We start from the raw sequence: 18,362 nt of genomic DNA on the forward strand, positions 1-18,362 counted from the left end.
CCAACAACAGCGGGCCGTAACCGCCCCCTGTTGTTGGCGCATTTATTCAACCTTGCGCCGCCATCTGGTGGCGCTTTTACACCGCCGCTAACAACTGGTTAGATTTGATGCCATGTCCCTCCCCAACGTAGCAAGCGGTCATGTGGATCTATACTGGGGCACCTGGAGGCTTCGATGGCTAATCAAGACAGACTGCATCCGCTACGTCCGCTCCTGAAGAATTGGGTTTGGGAGCATGGCCGAATCGGTACCCGATATCTGGACTGCACCGATGGCGAAATCAAGTTTGACGAAGGCAAGAAGTCGCGCTTCGCGGCCGAAGAATACATTTACGTGCCGCTCGACAAGGATGCTGACGACGATGCGCCTGTGGAAGGTCCTGTGATCCAGGAGGCGGGGCTCGCCCGGTTTTTGAGGGCAGCGCAGTTAGGCAGGCCCGAGGAGGCAGGCACTATCGTGGAGGTCCAGCGCGCAGTGCAGGACTGCATGGAACTCGGCCTGTTCAGCGCATATCAGTTGAGCGCCCAGCAGGCCGCCGCACGCTATGCGCAAGAACCCATGTTCGAGGATGAAATCCGCGCTGCGGTTGTCGACGATATCCGACGTATCTACGCGGGCATGCGCGAGCAATTGGCGCTGTACGATTTCAGTGTGCTTTACGGCTTGCCCACGCCCCTGCTCATCAGCGAGGCGCCGTTCATCGACTGGCGCGTTCGCGCTAGTCCGGCCCTTCCGTTTGTCTCGCTTCCTCTTGGGCCATACTGCCTGCTGGTGGGTGCGCCGTCGGGCAGGAGCAGCCGAATTGGCCCCGTGGTCTGGAAGTCCGCCGCGGCAATGGGCCCATTGAAGGACCACAACCGCCAAATCGCGGAGCACGCACGGTTGTGGCTGGTGGCGACCACTGACGACCAACTCGTCGCGGTACAAAGCCGCTTTGCTGATGCCAGGAGCCCCAAGCCAGAGGATGCGAGGCCCTGACTGAAGTCGGCGGGAAACGCGTTGAATCGTTCGTGCTTCTGGAGACGATTTACGGACGTCCGCTCCCTGAAGCCACGAGTGTCACGCTGGGTCGATATCCGCGCGGCCTTCATAAGCAGCGGAATACACCCGAGAGCAGGGGTCGGCCCCGTCAAGCCCCCCGTCGCGCGTGCCAGCCTCTGAAAGTCGCGATCGCGTATCCTGGCAGGTCAGTCCTTAGCCCACGCCGCAGCCATGGCGACGGCAAAGTCCCGATAGGATCTCGGTTGCCGTCCCAGCAGCGTCGCCAGACACTCGACGTCCGCGCTGGACGCGACCGCGCCGTCCTGCTGATACCGGCCCATCATGAGTCGCATGTCGTATGCGAGCCAGGCAGGAGCAACCGACTTGAGGCGCTGCTCAAGGACGTTGAGATCGTCGCCACCGTAGCGGACGGGACGTCCCAGCGCCTCGGCCCAGATCGAAACCACGGTCTGCGCATTGATCACGTCAGGACCGACGAGTTCGTACGTCTCGCGCGGCAGCGGGTTTGAGCCACGCTCGCGGCGCAGCAGTTCGCGCGCGGCAGCCTCGCCGATATCACGGACGTCGACCATGGAAATGCCTTTCGCGCCAATTGGCATGCCGTAGACGCCGTGCGAAAGCAGCGGGTCTTTCTGCCGGACGTCGTTCTGGATGAAATACGCGGGGCGCAGCACCGTCACCGGCAGGTCGAGGTGTTCGATCATGCGCTCGACCGTATGTTTGGCGGTGAAGTGCGGCACGTCGACGTATTCGGCGCCCTTGAACACCGACAGATAAACCACGCCTTTCACACCCGCTTCCCGTGCGACGCTCAGGGTCTGTACCGCCTGAGTCAGCTCGTCCGCGACGTTGGGCGCAAGCAGGAACAACGTGCTGACGCCGATCATCGCCTGCCGCACCGCGTCGACGTCGGACAGGTCGCCCTTCACTGCGGTGACGCCACCAGAAAATCGCGCTTTCTCCGGTGTGCGGGTCAGCGCGCGTACCTCGGCACCGCTGCCGCCCAGATGCTCGATAACCTGCTTACCGATCACGCCCGTGCTGCCTGTAACGAGGACTGCCATGGGTATCTCCTTGAAGTGGATGGGCTGGGTCCGCCCGTGAGACAAACAATAGTCGTTTCGCTCAATAGTCGAAAGTGCCAGAATTCATACACTTCGTCTCGTAAACGGAACGATCATGGATTTGACGTCGCTCGGCGATTTCAATGCAGTTGCACTGCACGGTGGCTTTGGGCCCGCCAGCCGGGCGCTCGACCGCCCCAAGGCCACCCTCTCGCGGCGCGTGGCCGAGCTCGAGGAAAGCCTCGGCGTCAGGCTGATCGAGCGAGGCTCACGCAGGCTGCGTCTGACAGAAGAGGGCGTTGCACTCCATGAACGCACGCGGGGGCTCATGGCTGAGATTCAGGAGGCGGGTGAAGCGCTCGCCTCACGCGCCCCGGTGGCGCGCGGGCGGCTGCGCATCAGCGCGCCTGTCGTTTTCGCGCATGTCGTGCTGTGCCGGATCGCTGCGCGCTTTGCGCTCGCCTATCCGCAGGTCGAACTTGAGGTCATTGCAGAAGACCGCATCGTGGATCCGGTGGAGGACGGCTACGACCTCGTTATCCGTATCGACCCGGCGCATGGCGAGCAGCTCGTGGGACGGCGCATCCTCGGTGACGAGCGCCTCGTGGTCGCGGCGCCGGGCATGTCGATACCTTCGAGACCGGCACCCGATGCAACCGGGTTGGAGGTGCCGGCCGTTGTGTCGGCCGCGGCACCATCAGGCGCGTTATGGCACATGCGAACGGAAGACGGTGGTGCGATAGCGATCAGGCCGATGCCCGTGTTGCGGCTGTCCTCGTTGCTGATGGTGCGTGACGCGGTGCTCGAGGGCGTAGGCGCGGCGCTCTTGCCCAGATTGCTGGTTGAGCATGATGTGTCGACAGGAAGACTCGCCTGTTGGGGAAAGGCGGGCTCGCCCGTGGAAATCTGGGCCCTTTACAATTCGCGCCGGCTTCTGAGCGCGAAGGTGCGAGCGTTCATGACTATGCTGCAGGAGTTGCCGGGTCGGGAGCGTAAATGGGGTGGCGCTAGCAGCTCCAATGATTCTCCGCGCCGCTAGCTTTCTTTGTGGTAGCGCGGCGACGTGGTCGAGCCGTCGAGCGGCTGCTTTCGGCGACATTGAGTGTCTCAAACGGGTCGTTCACGGTCCGCCGTTGTCGCCGGTAACGGTTGTCGGTGTAGAGAACAAAAATTACGAGGACCAGGGGCAGCGTAACGCGAAGACTCTGATGCAGATCCTCGGCGGCGACGCAATCCAGCCTTGAACGCCAGCAGGCAGCAGTCGGCCATGAAGCGTCATTCGCGCGCATCGTCGTTCGGACGTTCAGACGTCCGCCCCAGCAATCGGCCATTCGATTCGCGAAGCTGCGTTGCTCTTTCGGCCACTGTAATCAATCGTCCTTCAATCAACCGCCGAGTCGCTATCTCGTTCGTAGTGGAGTCGCGCGGACGCCATGGCTCATGACATTGCGCAACGTTTTCAGCCTCTGCAACGCTTGTCCCCGATCTGTCGGACCAACGCGCAAGCTTCAAGCTATGGACTTCGAGGTGCTACGCCAATTTTGCGGGCGAGACATCCTCGAGGTCTTCCGTGATCTACCCAGCAAGCGAGCCGGTCTTGTCAACTATGACGCCCTGCCAATATTCGTTACAACCGCGTGCTTCTTCGGGTCCTATAGTGATAACCGGCAGCATTAGCCAGCACGATGCGCGCACTTGTCACCAGCGCCGCCGGGATCGAGCGGGACCGCGCAATCGAAGTCAGTTCCGGCCGCCCCTTTTCAATCAACACCAGTTCGGATTTTGGTGGTTCCGTGGGCATCCTGGCATCTCCCATTCCATTGATACAACCAGGCTACGCTCGCAGAAGGCTCGCCACTGACGCACTTGCAAACGCCGATTCTGTCGCTCTCCGATTGCAAAGTGCACTGCCCGTCTACTTTGCTGCCTAGAACGTCGGAGGTTCGTCGCGGTAATCGATCAATTTCCTCGCTTTATGGACGACGCTCCGGCGTATTATCGACGCTGGAAGGTGTTTGGAGTTGACAGCAGTCAGCGAGGTCCCTGATCGATAGGTGAACAGATTAGGGACAGTACATTGGTTTGGTTTCGGGCATCCTAGATCAATCTATTGGGTTTGAATATGTCGAACGAGAAAAAGAACCACGGCCGAGATGCGGAATCACAGTCGACTGATATAATCGAAGGTCGTTTAGTCAGGAAATTCATCGAAATGATGGAGACCGACTACGTTCGCAGCGTCGTGATTCCCGTTCTAGAAGGCGAAGGATACGAGTTAGTTGATTTCCATCACGGCCCAAATGAGGTAGGGAAGGACTTAATTTTCTACAGAACCGAACCTTTCGAAGAAAAGAAGATGTTTGTGGCCGTCGTAAAATCTGAGCGACTGACGAAATCGTCTTCGGACAAAAATGGATTTCCGTTGGTGCTCGTTCAAATCTTTCAGGCAATTGGAAACAAGATTACTGACTTTGATGGCACGGTGCGCCGCCCGGACGGAACCCTTCTGATCTTGGCCGATGACCCGTCGCACGATATCCTGACCTCCAACCTTGATTTATACGAAAAATGTATTCAAGGCGGCCTTCGTGTCATTCAAGGAAGTAAAGTTGCAAAAAGCCTACTTAAGCATCGCCCCGAAGTTGCAGAACAGATATTGCAGTCCAAACTGGACACAGTCGGGTTTTTAAGGGCAAATCCAACAAATATTCCACTTCTAAATGCGTTAAACAGTGAGCTGATTGACATAGAAACGATTTTTACTGATCTGGATGCATCGATCGGGGCAATAACGATTTCTCAAGCACTTCTGCTACGGTCGGGCAGTAAAGATAAGTTCGATATCGACGTCACGCATTGGCAAAGCGTTAAGAAAGCAATTGTAGATTTGGAATCCTGCCTTGGCCCCTTCCTACTTGATCCGATTGATATTCTGGAGGCTCGACATCTGGACGCGGCGCCGGGGGCGGCGACCGTATGGAAAGAAATCAAGAAAAGAACGCAAAATTCAATTAACTGGGCAACTCCGGGCGATCGGGAAAAAATAGCTTGGCTTGCCAAGCTAGCGGAAGAGTTACCTGAGTCAACAAGAAAAAGGGGCAGTGCTGCTCAAGGACTTGCCGAGTATAGCAGTCCTTTTTTTGCCACACCGCGACTGACGAAGGCAGGACTTGCCACAGCAAGGAAAATCGACCCGGACTCCGACAAAAATGTCAATGATCTTATCGACAAACTTTTGCTCTTGGCACGCAAGATCATGGCAGGTAACAACCCAATATCTGATCTGGACGAACTGGCAAAGATACTGAATCTTCTTTATCCCAAGCTCGACACTGTTCGCAGATCCCTGGCAGAACGACGAGAAAAACTACTTCATGATGGTGCGGATCCTGAAATAATTCGCGTACTAGTTGATCGTGAGCGGCAGTGTCGAGATCTATATGATAAGACTAATGGCTTTGGAGATTTTTCGATTCGATATCGATCATTGGTAAATTATAAACTTGTTTTCGAAAAGAAATCTCTCGACCTTCAACTCTCATTGAAAATTAAATCACTCGTTAATCGATATAAATCGCCACAGGTTGAGAAATCTCGCCAATATGCTTCCGAATTGTTGGTCGACACGAAGCGATACTTGTTAGCAATAGAGGCAGTCAATGGAAATCCAGCCTTGTCGGGGATGTTAAGTCCGACAGCCCCTAGTGCGAAAGTAGCCGGACCTTTAGGCGCTCCTATCTTGGGGCTGCTTGATTCTGGCATTGATCTCGTAGTAATGGGAGGGGCTGGTTCGGGAAAATCCACCACACTGGAAATGTATGCGCGGCGACGTTTTTCCCGTAGGACGACCGGGGAAGAGGTGCTCTTTTTGCCGTTGGCCAAGCTTGTTCCACCTACGACGGTAGCTGGCGCCGCGGTTAATCCCCTAGATCATTTTGTAACTGAGATCGCCAGACTTTTCAAAATCACGCAACCTGGTATAACCGCAGGCTATCTGAAAAAGAAGATTAACGAGGCTGAACAGCTAACTATTATATTGGATGGACTTGACGAGGCGTCCAGCTTAGTCCCGTGGCTCATGTCCTCAATCGACGAGCTCCGAAAAACTAAAGCGACGCTACAGGTTGTCGCTTCATCTCGATTTTCCGTTCCGGAGCTATCCGTTAGAGGCTTCATCAGCATTGAACTATTGCCCTTTAGACCAGCGCAAGTAAAGCGTTTTGTCGCTGATTTTCTTGCATCTGATCCAGTTTTGGCGCGTGAAGTATTGGATCATCTGGCAAACAACCGCGGAATGCTTGCAGTCGCAAAAACTCCGCTCATGAGTACAATCTTGTGCGTGCTTGCGAAAAATGGAGTTGCCCTGCCCTCGACGAAAAACGCGCTCTTCAAGGAACGGTTCGAACTGCTATGGGCGGCATACGACGCACGGAAAAACGTGAAACGGACCACTTCGCGAAGAGAGTGTCTAGAAGACGTTAGTAAAAAGGCAGCTTATTATCTCCATTCTCATTCGTTGAGATCGGCAAGAAGGGAGCATATTTTTAAGTATGTAGAAGAAATGCTCAAGCAGAAATATCGTTCAAAGGCACTTCCTATAGCATTTGCGGAACTTGAACGGCCTTGCAATGTCCTCGTTGAGGATGCGGAAGGTATGGTGGGATTTGGGCATCTGAGTTACCAAGAATACCTCGTTTCGGAAGAGTTATATACTTCTCGGCATAGCGAAATTGTCAAACGCCTAGATGACCCATGGTGGCGAGGTGTTTTGGTTTTAGCTGCGATGAAAACAGAAGATATTGGTTCGATCATCGAGGAACGAATTCTACACGTGGGAAAGGTCGCCGGGGCTCGAGCTACGCTAAAAGCAATGATCAATGTTTGCCCAGCCAGCCAGAGGGAGACGCTCACAGCTTTACTGCGCGATCAGGCAAGTTTGGATCAGTGGTCTGATACCGGTGAGTTTAAGGAGGAGTACGAAGACGATCCGTTCAACGGCCAGCTTGATCGTTATGGTGAGAGCGAGCATTAACTTGATACGATCGAAGTATTTGGGTTTTCCCCAATGACCGTGCTGTCTTAAGTTTTAAGAGAGTTGTTCGTGGCAATTGATGAATTGATGGCGCAGATGTGCACAAAACCGAGGTTCATCGTGGCCGCAGACCAATTCCCGACACTCTGTGGCATTCCGAACGACATTTAAAGTGATGCTAAAGATATTAGCCAATAAAAGCATCGCAAAAATCTGGCGAGGATAGAAATGAGGGTCGTGCGTGTTCCAGTAGAAAATGGGCAGGGCGTCGAAAGTAGCCCTCGGCAGACGTTATACCGAATCCTACGGTTTGAACACCTCGTACGCTTATTCCAGGACAGGCAGTACACACTACTTTCGCCGTTCCTGTGGGAAGATCCCTTCGAAAAGCTTTGGTCACGTTTGGTATTTCAAGATCAACCTGCTCATAGGGACCTTGAGTCACGGGTTTTCGGAAGCTGCCTTACGTTCCAAGCTCGCTCTGACGCCATGTGGGCAATCTATTCGCGGAACTGGCTGGGAGTCCGTGTGACAATTCGTCTTGCCGAACTACAGCGTCAAGCGGAGGCCGCCCCTGAACTTGTAAATGGCAAGATGTGGTTCGGGGAGGTCAATTACCGCAGGGACGCAGACCTAGAGCGCGTCGCCCATAGACTTATGCAAGCAGTCGGCAAGAGGGGAGCCGATCAAATGGAAGCGGTCGCAATGGCTTGGCTGAATAAGAGGCTTGCCTTCAGGCACGAAGATGAGATGCGTGTGCTCTTCGTGCGGTCGAGCAGAGCGGTGAGGATATCAAGTCCGAGTACGTTCAAATTCGCAGTCGATCCGCACGCGCTAATCAAGTCAATTCACATTGATCCACGGGCACCAAAAGAAATTGTTGAAACACTGCAGCGCGATATAAGAGAGAGTCTAGGATTTACCGGCTCCGTACAACAATCATCACTTCTCAAGCTTCCTGCACGGTTGCAGTCGCTACTTCCGCGCGATGGTCTGCTATAGAAAATCAGAGCATCGCCACAGGCAACGCGGAGTTCGCTGGCGTTTTCAGCAAAGGTTCAGGGATTAGCATTGCGCGATCCGTTAATTCGGACACGAATTTTCGTGACATGGCCGCCTGGCGCTCCTATTGCAATGGCCGTTGAGGTTCCGAGAACGGCCATCGGCGATGGCTACCACGCGAATGTCGGCAACGGGTCGACACTCGACGATGGCGTCGCCATCGAACAGGCTGCGGCGGATGGTCGGTTGAACCGGCTCGTAGTCCGCAACCCAGCGGGACCCGATACCCCCTACATTTCGCTTCTTTTCCCCCGGTGATCTGCTGGGTCGCCTCGAAACACTGCGGCCCAGGCAATCCGCAATCTTCGACGACACCTCCGGTGAGGGATGAACTCTTCGTCGTTTGCGCTTGATCAGGCGCCGATCAGATCGAGTCGCGCGGGCACTTCGGTCAGGGAGTTGAAAAAGCACCCGCTACTTAAGCTCTTCGGAAGGAAACGCGGTGAGAAAATCAAAGTCGCACCCTGCCGCGGCAGAGAGCACGTGATCGTGATAGAACCGCTGGTAACCGCGCGCATACATCCCTTCCGCCGGACGAATCTCAGCGGCACGACGCGCCAGCTCGACCTCGTCGACCAGTAGATCGATCCGCTTGTCCCGCGCCGAGAGCCGGATCCGATCGCCGTTGCGCACCAGCGCCAGCGGGCCACCGAGCGCCGCTTCTGGCGTCACGTGAAGCACGATGGTCCCGTACGCCGTGCCCGACATGCGCGCATCTGAAATCCTCACCATGTCCTTCACCCCCGCCCGTGCAAGTTTCTGCGGGATCGGCAGATAGCCGGCCTCGGGCATGCCTGAAGCACTGCGCGGCCCCGCGTTCTGCAATACGAGAACGTCGTCCGCGCGAACGTCCAGACCCGGGTCGTCGATGCGCGCGGCCAGATCTTCGAGCGAGGTAAATACCACGGCACGCCCTTCGTGTTCGAGCAGTTCGGGAGTAGCGGCGGCGCGCTTCAGAACCGCACCGCCGGGCGCCAGACTCCCGTTTAGAACAATCAGCCCGCCATCGGGACTGACCGGTTTCTCCGTCGAGCGGATCACGGCCGTATCGATCGGATCGGCAAGCGGCTTGTTCAAACGCTCCTCGATACTCTGCCCGGCGATATCGCAACAAGTCAGATCGAGTCGGGGCATCAGTCCGCGCAGAACGCCCTCCAGCCCGCCGGCTGCATGGAAATCCTCCATGTAACCGTTGCCTACCGGCTTGAGATCCACGAGTACGGGCGTTTCATCAGACAGCCGGTTGAACTCGTCGTAATCGATCTTCAGTCCGATACGACCGGCAATCGCCGCCAGATGAATCACGGCGTTGGTCGAACCGGAGACCGCGAGCAGCACGCGCAAGGCATTGCGCACCGACGCGGGCGTCACGATCTCGGCCGGTTTCGGTCCGCCATTGAGGGCCATGCGCGCAACCAGCGCTCCGGTTTCTTCGCAATTGCGCAGACGATCCGCGTGCACGGCCGGAATCGCCGCCGAACCGGGCAGCATCATGCCCAGCGTTTCCGCGATCAGCGCCATGGTTGACGCCGTGCCCATGACCGCACACGTTCCCGCCGTGACGGCCAGACGCCCCTCCACTTGCCTGATCTCCTGCGCCGAGACTTTCCCCGCGCGGAAATTCGACCAGAAGCGCCGGCAGTCCGTGCACGCGCCAAGCCGCTCGCCGCGATGTCGCCCGGTCATCATCGGACCGGCCACCACCATTGCGGCGGGCCGCTCAGCGGAGATCGCGCCCATCAACATCGCCGGCACGGTTTTGTCGCATCCGCCGAGCATCACCACCGCATCCATCGGCTGGGCACGAATCATTTCCTCGACGGCCATCGCCATCAGATTGCGATAGACCAGCGAAGTCGGCGAAAGGAAGACCTCGCCAAGCGACATCACCGGAAATACGACCGGCAATGCGCCAGCCGCGAGCACGCCGCGTTCGACCGCCTTGATCATTTCGGGAAAGTGGCGATGGCAGTTATTGAAACCGCTCTCCGAGGTGCAGATCCCGACGATCGGCTTGTCGAGCGATTCACCGGTGTAGCCCATCGAATTGGCAAACGACCGGCGCAGATAGCGCGCGAAATCTTGATCACCGTAGTTCGTCAGGCCATTGTCGAGGCCACGCGGTTTTTGATTCATTTCCAGTTCCTTACGATCAGCGATGCAGCGCGGATATAGCGAAAGAAAACGTCAGATGAAACCAGGAGCGAGGCGGCCTCCGACCTCGATAAGTCTAAACGACGCCTATCATCCAGATACCGCCCGGCGCCGCACGCGTGACGGGATGGGCGGGGACTCACGCACTGAACGTGTTCGACGGTCGATCCCGGTTTGGGAGGTCACATGTCATCGCTACGCGCAAACGATCTGCTCCATTCGAAGGAAGGGTTCCGTCTGCATGGCCAGGACCTCGACTGCTGGCGCCGCTGGGGGCCTTATCTGAGTGACCGGCAGTGGGGCACCGTTCGCGAAGACTACAGCGACTACGGAACCGCATGGGAGTATTTCCCCCACGAGCATGCGCGCAGCCGCATGTACCGCTGGGGCGAGGACGGCATTGCCGGATTCGGCAACGACCCACTCGACTGGTGCGTGTCGCTCGCGCTCTGGAACGGGCGCGACCCCATCCTGAAGGAGCGGCTGTTTGGCTTGACCAATGCGCAAGGCAATCACGGCGAGGACGTGAAGGAACTTTACTTCTATGTCGATGGCACGCCGACGCACTCGTACATGAAGATGCTGTACAAATACCCCCACGATGCATACCCGTATCAGGACCTGATCGAGGAAAACGGCCGGCGCGGCGCCGATCAGCCCGAATACGAAATCCTCGATACGGGCGTGTTCGACAACGATCGCTATTTCGACGTCTGGATCGAGTACGCGAAGCACACACCCGACGACATCGTGATGCGCGTAACCGTCGAAAATCGCGCGGATCAGCACGCGCCACTCAATGTGCTGCCGCTCTTCTGGGCGCGCAACCGCTGGGCGTGGTCAGGCAAGCCCGGCAAGCCGTCGCTCACGCTCGAGCCGGAGTCCGCGGAGGGCGCGCGCGTGATCGCGCACAATCCCGCGCTGGGCACGATGATCGTCACGGCCTCGGCGCCGCAGCCGATCGAATGGCTGTTCTGCGAAAACGAAACCAACGTCCGCCGCCTTTTCGGCATCGCCGGCGCAGGCCCGTTCAAGGATGGCTTCAACGATTACCTCGTCGATGGCGAGGAGCACGCGATACGCCGCGACGCAGGCACCCGCGCCGCCGCGCATCTGGCCCTGTCGCTCGCGCCGCACGAGCGCGCGGTGCTGTATCTGCGCTGGCGTCCGGCGGCACTATCGGGCATCACGCGCGACGACGCGCCGCTCGACTTCGAAGCGCTGTTCGCGCGCCGGATCGCGGAGGCCGATGAGTTCTACGCCGCGCTCCAGCACGACATCAGCGACGCCGACGCGCGGCTCGTGCAACGCCAGGCGCTCGCCGGCATGTTATGGACAAAGCAGTATTACCAGTTCGACGTGACGCGCTGGCACGACGGCGACCCCGGTCAGCCGAAGCCGCCGAAAGGACGCCGGCACGGGCGCAATGCCGACTGGCGGCATATGTGCAACGGCGACGTCGTTTCGATGCCGGACAAGTGGGAGTACCCGTGGTACGCGTCCTGGGATCTCGCGTTTCATGCGGCCGCGTTCGCGATGGTGGACCCCGACTTCGCGAAGAAACAGCTGCTGTTGCTCGTGAAGGAACGGTACATGCATCCGAACGGGCAGTTGCCCGCCTACGAATGGGCATTCGGCGACGCGAATCCGCCCGTTCATGCATGGGCGACGTGGCGCGTGTACGAACTCGATCGTGAAGTCACGGGCGTCGGTGACCACAAGTTTCTCGAGGTGATGTTCCACAAGTTGCTGCTGAACTTTTCGTGGTGGGTCAACCGCAAGGATGCAGAGGACCGCAACATCTTCCAGGGCGGCTTTCTCGGGCTAGACAACGTCGGCATCTTCGACCGCTCTTCCCCGCTGCCGACCGGCGGCCGCATCGACCAGGCGGACGGCACCGCCTGGATGGCCTCGTATGCGCTCGACCTGATGCAGATCGGACTCGAACTCGCGATGACGAACAACGCGTACGTCGAAATCGCGGTGAAGTTTTTCGAGCATTTCCTGTATATCGCAGAAGCCGTCGGTTGCAGCGAAGGTTGCAGAACGGGGCTATGGGACGGTCACGACGAATTCTTTTATGACGTACTGCATCTTCCAGACGGAACCCGTGTGCCGATGCGCGTTCGCTCGATCGTCGGCCTGATTCCGTTGTTCGCCGTGCATGTGCTCGAAGAACGCATATACGGCCACCTGCCCGGCCTGCGAGAACGGCTCGCGTGGTTTCTCGATCACCGGCCCAATCTGGCCAAACTCGTATCGCGTTGGACCGAACCCGGCAAAGGCAACACCACGCTGCTCTCGCTACTGCGCGGATACCGGATGACGGCACTGCTGCGCCGCGCGCTCGACGAAGACGAATTTCTGTCCGATCACGGCGTGCGCGCGCTGTCACGCGTGCATCGCGATACACCGTACGAGTTCGATCATGGCGGCGCGCATGTCTGCATCGCGTATCAGCCGGCCGAATCGGATTCGCGCGTATTCGGCGGCAATTCGAACTGGCGCGGGCCCGTGTGGATGCCCGTCAACTATCTGCTGATCGAATCGCTGTATGAATTCCATCGCTACTACGGCGACGAGTTCCGCATCGAATATCCAACGGGATCGGGCAACCGGTGCTCGCTCAGCGAGATCGCCGACGGTCTCGCGCGGCGTGTCACTACCCTCTTTCTCAAGGACGAGCACGGCGTGCGGCCCGTGATGGCGGCTTATCCGCAGTTGCAGGCCGACCCGCGCTCGTCTGATCTCGTGCTGTTCCACGAGTACTTTCACGGCGACAGCGGACGTGGCGTCGGCGCTTCGCACCAGACCGGCTGGAGCGGTCTCGTCGCGCTGCTGCTTCAGCCGCGTCTGATGAAGCTGGCCCACGTGGCGGCCGATGTCACTGCCGAAAACGTGCCGGCAGGCGCGCCCGTCGCCGAAGACGCGCTGCCCGCGATGGCGCGATAGACGGGCATCGAAAATCCGCAATCGGTCGAGACGCGATTCCCGAAACTCTATGTCCTCGACCTATCGGACCAAAGTCTGATTGACCGACCTGAAGGTCACGTGCATCGTCAAAGGCGAACCGCGAACGTTTCGGCCTCCGCTGCCGCATGAATCGTAGGAAGAGCGCAAACATGGACTGGAACCGCTGGTACAGCTTGAAGAGTTACCTCAGATCTTCACTGTGGACGGTACCGCTCGTCGCGGTGGCGATCTATGCCGTGGTAAAGCCGCTCACTGAAATGCTGGGAAGGTGGCTGATCGGACACGACATCCTCGATCCGAAAACAGGCCTTTTTGCGCTGTCCATGACTGGAGCGCGGTCACTTGTCGGCGACATCGTTTCCGCAGACCTGGCGTTTCTGGTGTTTACCTTCGGTTCGCTGCTCGTCGCAATCCAGGTCGCTGGCGGTCAATATACCCCGCGGATCATCGCGACGACCTTGCTGCGCGATAACGTGATCCGCAGCATCTCGGGATTGTTCGTATTCACGCTTCTGTTCGCCAACAGAACCCTGGGCTGGATGGGTGACAGCGAGGTGCACCAGCTTCAGGTATTCATTGCAGCGCTATTCGGATTCGCTTCTGTCGTCGCATTCCTTTTCCTGATTGATTATGCGGCGAAATGCCTGCGTCCAGTAAGCCTCGTGGCTCGGGTTGGGGAGCACGGGATCGCGGTCATCGAAAGCGTCTATCCCGACCCAGCGACGGGCCGGACCACCCCGCCGAGACTTGACCACGAGCGAGGCGTCCCTGGCCGCATTGTTCGCCATAGCGGTACATCCGGCATCGTTCTGGCCGTGAATCTCGAAAGACTTGTCGCCAAGGCGAGGCGCACTAACTCGGTTATCGAATTCGTGCCGCAAGTCGGCGACTTTGTCGCGGTGGACGAACCCTTGTTTTACTTGTACGGAGACTCTGACGCAATCGATGAAAACCGGCTGCGTACACTGGTTGCTTTCGGGACTGAACGCACGATGGAACAGGATCCTATGTTCGCGTTTCGCATCCTTGTCGATATTGCGCTGAAAGCGTTGTCGGCTGCGATCAACGATCCAACTACGGCCGTGTTGGCCATCGATCAGTTGCAGCGGCTATTGCGTGTAGTCGGAAAACGGTCTTTGTACTCCGAAGAGATGACGGATAAGTCCGGACTTGTGCGCGTCATCTATCGAACGCCAAACTGGGAAGATTTCGTGCATATCAGTTTCCGCGAGATACGTCAGTACGGCGCGGGCAGCCTTCAGATCGCGCGGCGTCAGCGCGCGGCGATAGAGAATCTCCTTCAGTGCTTGCCGGAGCATCGTCACGACGCCTTGCGTGTCGAGCTGACCCTGCTGGACCGTGCGATCGGCTCGAAGCATCCATTTCCGGAGGACCTGGCGCTGGCCCGTATCCCCGACTCGCAAGGGCTTGGAGGCTCGGAAAGCTCGACAGCAAGGCAACCCGTCCTTAGAGAGGCAAACCATGCGAAAACTCATCATGGGCATCGTTGAATTCCGGGAGAAAATGCTGCCGCAATACGCGCAGCAGTTCAGCAAACTCGCGCTCGCGCAGACACCTGATGCGCTCTTCATAACGTGCTCGGACAGCCGGGTCGTGCCGGATCTGCTTGCATCGACCCATCCCGGCGATCTCTTTACGATGCGCAACGTGGGCAATCTGATACCACCGGCGACTGCGGAGGGCGTCTCTACCGGAGATCTTTCCGAGGCAAGCGCGATCGAATATGCCGTGCTGGTGTTGAAAGTCGCGAATATTGTCGTGTGTGGACATTCGGAGTGCGGCGCGATGAAGGCCGTGTTCTCCAGGAACGCCAAGATGAAATCGCCAAACCTCGATAAATGGCTATGCCACGCCAACAACGCAGCGTTTCGCCTCGAACAGGAAGGTCCGCTCGACGACAGTTTGAAAGCGCACGATCAATTGTCGCAACTCAACGTACTCGTGCAACTCGAGCACCTGATGACCTACCCGATCGTCCGCCAGCAAGTCACTGCCGGGGCGCTCGTATTGAGCGGCTGGTGGTTCGACATCGCGACGGGCGCCATGTATGCCTATGAGCGCACGAGCCGCTCATTCGCAGTCATCGATCGCACAATGGCTGATCGGATGATTGCGCGCCTTGCCGCACGGGCGAGGTGACGGGTTGCGAAGCCCGCGACGGGACCGGCATGTCGCTAGCGACCAATGCAATCCCTGCGTCGCGATGCAGACGGCAAGTTCTGTTTCAATGTTCGCTCCGGCCGTCAACGGGCATTCAGCTAAGATCCAGCGTGTCTGCTTACAGGCATACATGAGCCATTGCGGTTAACGCGCGACTGCACACCTGAAGAATCGGGTCTTATCTGTCAGAGGCCAGAATCCTGGAAGTGTTCTCAATGTGCACGGGCCGTGGCGTTCTGATTCCGTACAGGCACATCACGCTGCCGCACAGCAGGAGCACCGCAGCGGTCATGATGGAAAGATGCATACCTTGCATAAATGCATCAGGACGGGTATCGCGTACGAAAAACCCGAACACCGCCACCCCGAGCATGCCGCCTACCTGCCTCGCCGAGTTGAGCACTCCTGACGGGATACCCGAGCGGGAAGCATCCACGGATGACAGCGTGACGTTTGTCATGGTCGGCACCATTAAGGCAATGCCGCTTGCGGCTATGAGCATTGGCACGACCAGCATCCAGTACGAGCCGTCTATGCGAATCGGCAACAGCAGCAGATAACCCGACGCGGCAATCAGCATGCCGGCAATCATGAGTTTCTTTGCGCCGACGCGGTTGAGCAGCCGACCCGCCAGGATATTCACTGCCATCAGAACGACGGTCATGGGCAAAAACGCGAGGCCGGTCCACTGAGCTGATAACTGCTGCTCTATCTGAAAGAAGAGACTAAAAACAAAGATCAAACCGTAGTAGGCAAAGTTCACGATGACGCCGGCGGCCGAGGCCGCAGAGAACGTAGTCGTTCGAAAAAGAGCCAATGGGAGCATGGGTTCCGTACGGCGTGACTCAAGCCACAGAAACGCCAAGGTGGCAACAATTGAGAACAGTAGCGCACCATAGACCAACGGATGATGCCATCCAAACCGGGCCGCTTCCGTGAGGCACACGGTCAGAGCGACGAGCGCCAGAATGGCCGCCACCTGGCCGGCAAGGTCAATGCTTCGGCTATGCGCCCGTGCGGCTGTCGCCGCATGACGGAGAGTAAGGCTCACGCCTGCAATTCCGATCGGCAGGTTAATCAGAAAAATGCTGCGCCAGCCCACGTGAGTCACCAGCAGCCCACCTAGCACAGGTCCTGCTGCAAGTGCAATTCCGCCTGCAGCACCCCACCAGCCCACCGCTCGGCTTCTCTGCTCCGTATCAGGGAACGCCTGGCGCAGCATGGCCAGCGAATTGGGCACCAACAGCGCGGCGCCCATGCCCTGTACGACGCGTGCAGCCACAAGAATCGGCAACGAGTACGCGATCCCACATGCAATCGATGCCACAGTAAAGACGGCGAATCCCGCAGTGAAGATTCGCTTTGCGCCGAAGCGATCACCTAAGGCGCCCGTGGTGAGAAGCAGCGACGCGAATGCCAGCGTGTACGCGTTGACAACCCATTGCAGGCCGGTCACGTCCGTGGTGAAACGGGCTCGCAAGGCGTCAAGAGCGACATTGACAACGCTGACATCAAGCAAAACAACGACAAAGCCCAGCCCTGCGGCGGCGAGAGTGCCGCGTTGATCGCGGCTCATAGACATGCTCATCTGGAATGACCCTTATCGACTGAACGAGTCTCATGGTAGGCATGTCACCTTTGTGCGAATATTCCCCAAAACCGCACACTATCCTTGAGAAATTGCACAGATGTTCGATTGGGAAAATATTCGTCATTTCCTGGCTGTCGCCCGCATCGGTACGTTGTCAGGAGCCGCGCGTGATCTGAAGGTTGATCACGCGACGGTGAGCCGACGCTTGAGCGCACTCGAGGACGAGGTCAAGACGCGCCTTGTCGAACGGCTCCCCAGGGCCTGCAAACTCACTCTCGCTGGGCAGCGCGTGTTCGAACTCGCGCAGGGAATGGAAGAGAACGCGTACGCGATTGAACGGTTCCTTGATGCCAGCCTATCCCCGCTGAGCGGCAAAGTCACGCTGAGCGCACCGCCGGTACTAGTGGCCAGTTTTCTGGTGAAGCATCTGGCGGAATTCCGGCTTGCAAATCCCGGCGTCCAGTTGTCTGTTTCTGGCCAGGCACGACAGGTTTCCCTTAGCCGAAGGGAGGCGGATATCGCCTTAAGGCTGGTTCGTCCGGAGGAAGCGACCAGCGTCGTACGCAAGCTAGGGCGTATGCCGTTCGACCTATACGCGAGCAGGGACTATCCGCACCTGCACAATCCATCTGCATGGGAGTTCATCGTCTACGATGCCGGATTCGCGGACATGCCGCAGCAGAAGTGGTTGATGAGCGTTGCAAGAGGGCGACCCATTGCTTGCGAAATCAGCGATATCACGGGCCACCTTGCAGCGACCCGAGCAGGCGCCGGCGTGGCTGGCCTCCCGTGCTTCCTGGCAGATACCGATGCGAATCTACAACGCGTCGCATACGACGGCGAACGGTTTTCGCGTGATATCTGGATGGCTGTGCATCGGGATTTGCGGCGTTCGCCGCAAGTACGGGCAGTGATGGACTTTCTGCTGAAAATCGTGGCGGAACATTCCGCCTTTACGAGAAGCGGTTAGACGGCGGATGCCAAGGGCCGCCGCCTACGATCGAAATAGTACGGCTGGCACGGCAGATAGCCCATGCCACCGTGAGCGTGCTCGAACGCGATGCGATTCCGGCAGCGGACACCTGGCGCAAAGGCGTCCCGCGGGGTCGTCACACTCATGGGCTTCTTGCCCGCGGCAGCGCGGTGCTCGAGGAATTCTTTCCCGGATATAACAGTGAGGTCGTCGTGGAAAGCGGCGGGGACGTCGTCTAGACATAATGGTCGCTGCTGAGTGAAGACCGCAGGGGCCCGTCTCGGGTATCGTGGGTTGCGCACCGAAGTGTGCCGAGCCACATACGCCTGG

At 58.1% G+C, this 18,362-nt stretch carries 11 protein-coding genes; 8 read left to right on the top strand and 3 right to left on the bottom strand.

What is annotated here, in order from left to right; genetic code table 11:
* The first annotated feature begins 174 nt into the window (after positions 1-174).
* Complete coding sequence (locus HDG34_RS37945) at positions 175-978, top strand: hypothetical protein (RefSeq protein ID WP_184068958.1); 804 nt, start codon at positions 175-177, stop codon at positions 976-978.
* A gap of 209 nt (positions 979-1,187) precedes the next feature.
* On the opposite strand, the gene HDG34_RS37950 is transcribed toward HDG34_RS37945, so the two are convergent.
* A complete protein-coding gene (locus HDG34_RS37950; protein ID WP_184068960.1) occupies positions 1,188-2,066 on the bottom strand; it encodes an NmrA family NAD(P)-binding protein in 879 nt (292 codons plus the stop codon).
* A gap of 115 nt (positions 2,067-2,181) precedes the next feature.
* Here HDG34_RS37950 and HDG34_RS37955 point away from each other — a divergent pair, with 115 nt between their 5' ends.
* The 3 genes from HDG34_RS37955 to HDG34_RS40320 all read left to right on the top strand — a co-directional run bounded on the left by HDG34_RS37955 (position 2,182) and on the right by HDG34_RS40320 (position 8,100).
* Positions 2,182-3,105, top strand: a complete 924-nt coding sequence (locus HDG34_RS37955; RefSeq protein WP_184068963.1) for a LysR family transcriptional regulator — start codon at positions 2,182-2,184, stop codon at positions 3,103-3,105.
* Positions 3,106-4,278: 1,173 nt separating this feature from the next.
* A complete protein-coding gene (locus tag HDG34_RS37960) occupies positions 4,279-7,098 on the top strand; it encodes an NACHT domain-containing NTPase (protein WP_184068965.1) in 2,820 nt (939 codons plus the stop codon).
* A 489-nt stretch (positions 7,099-7,587) separates the two neighbouring features.
* Positions 7,588-8,100: a DUF2971 domain-containing protein gene (locus HDG34_RS40320; RefSeq protein WP_409259763.1), complete on the top strand. Its 513-nt coding sequence runs from the start codon at positions 7,588-7,590 to the stop codon at positions 8,098-8,100.
* 474 nt (positions 8,101-8,574) lie between these two features.
* Here HDG34_RS40320 and HDG34_RS37965 read toward each other — a convergent pair whose 3' ends face one another.
* Positions 8,575-10,296: a dihydroxy-acid dehydratase gene (locus HDG34_RS37965; protein ID WP_184068968.1), complete on the bottom strand. Its 1,722-nt coding sequence runs from the start codon at positions 10,294-10,296 to the stop codon at positions 8,575-8,577.
* Positions 10,297-10,500: 204 nt separating this feature from the next.
* On the opposite strand from HDG34_RS37965, the gene HDG34_RS37970 reads away from it, so the two are divergent.
* The 3 genes from HDG34_RS37970 to HDG34_RS37980 all read left to right on the top strand — a co-directional run bounded on the left by HDG34_RS37970 (position 10,501) and on the right by HDG34_RS37980 (position 15,447).
* Positions 10,501-13,266 carry an MGH1-like glycoside hydrolase domain-containing protein gene (locus tag HDG34_RS37970; protein ID WP_184068972.1) on the top strand — a complete coding sequence of 922 codons (2,766 nt, stop codon included), beginning with the start codon at positions 10,501-10,503 and terminating at the stop codon, positions 13,264-13,266.
* 170 nt (positions 13,267-13,436) lie between these two features.
* Positions 13,437-14,798 carry a DUF2254 domain-containing protein gene (locus tag HDG34_RS37975; RefSeq protein ID WP_184068975.1) on the top strand — a complete coding sequence of 454 codons (1,362 nt, stop codon included), beginning with the start codon at positions 13,437-13,439 and terminating at the stop codon, positions 14,796-14,798.
* Positions 14,770-15,447 carry a carbonic anhydrase gene (locus HDG34_RS37980; RefSeq protein WP_184068978.1) on the top strand — a complete coding sequence of 226 codons (678 nt, stop codon included), beginning with the start codon at positions 14,770-14,772 and terminating at the stop codon, positions 15,445-15,447. Before HDG34_RS37975 ends, HDG34_RS37980 begins: the two co-directional genes overlap by 29 nt.
* Positions 15,448-15,646: 199 nt before the next feature.
* On the opposite strand, the gene HDG34_RS37985 is transcribed toward HDG34_RS37980, so the two are convergent.
* Positions 15,647-17,044: an MFS transporter gene (locus HDG34_RS37985; RefSeq protein ID WP_260321476.1), complete on the bottom strand. Its 1,398-nt coding sequence runs from the start codon at positions 17,042-17,044 to the stop codon at positions 15,647-15,649.
* Positions 17,045-17,156: 112 nt separating this feature from the next.
* Between HDG34_RS37985 and HDG34_RS37990 the strand changes: the two genes are divergently transcribed.
* Entirely contained in the window at positions 17,157-18,029 is an 873-nt protein-coding gene (locus HDG34_RS37990) for a LysR family transcriptional regulator (protein ID WP_184068984.1), read from the top strand.
* Positions 18,030-18,362 lie beyond the last annotated feature (333 nt).

This window comes from Paraburkholderia sp. HC6.4b (assembly GCF_014200875.1).
GTDB lineage: Bacteria > Pseudomonadota > Gammaproteobacteria > Burkholderiales > Burkholderiaceae > Paraburkholderia > Paraburkholderia tuberum.

Coding starts and splice junctions, on each gene's coding strand:
- HDG34_RS37945 (WP_184068958.1), top strand. CDS start 175: ATGGCTAATCAAGACAGACTGCATCCGCTACGTCCGCTCCTGAAGAAT.
- HDG34_RS37950 (WP_184068960.1), bottom strand. CDS start 2,066: ATGGCAGTCCTCGTTACAGGCAGCACGGGCGTGATCGGTAAGCAGGTT.
- HDG34_RS37955 (WP_184068963.1), top strand. CDS start 2,182: ATGGATTTGACGTCGCTCGGCGATTTCAATGCAGTTGCACTGCACGGT.
- HDG34_RS37960 (WP_184068965.1), top strand. CDS start 4,279: ATGATGGAGACCGACTACGTTCGCAGCGTCGTGATTCCCGTTCTAGAA.
- HDG34_RS40320 (WP_409259763.1), top strand. CDS start 7,588: ATGTGGGCAATCTATTCGCGGAACTGGCTGGGAGTCCGTGTGACAATT.
- HDG34_RS37965 (WP_184068968.1), bottom strand. CDS start 10,296: ATGAATCAAAAACCGCGTGGCCTCGACAATGGCCTGACGAACTACGGT.
- HDG34_RS37970 (WP_184068972.1), top strand. CDS start 10,501: ATGTCATCGCTACGCGCAAACGATCTGCTCCATTCGAAGGAAGGGTTC.
- HDG34_RS37975 (WP_184068975.1), top strand. CDS start 13,437: ATGGACTGGAACCGCTGGTACAGCTTGAAGAGTTACCTCAGATCTTCA.
- HDG34_RS37980 (WP_184068978.1), top strand. CDS start 14,770: ATGCGAAAACTCATCATGGGCATCGTTGAATTCCGGGAGAAAATGCTG.
- HDG34_RS37985 (WP_260321476.1), bottom strand. CDS start 17,044: ATGAGCCGCGATCAACGCGGCACTCTCGCCGCCGCAGGGCTGGGCTTT.
- HDG34_RS37990 (WP_184068984.1), top strand. CDS start 17,157: ATGTTCGATTGGGAAAATATTCGTCATTTCCTGGCTGTCGCCCGCATC.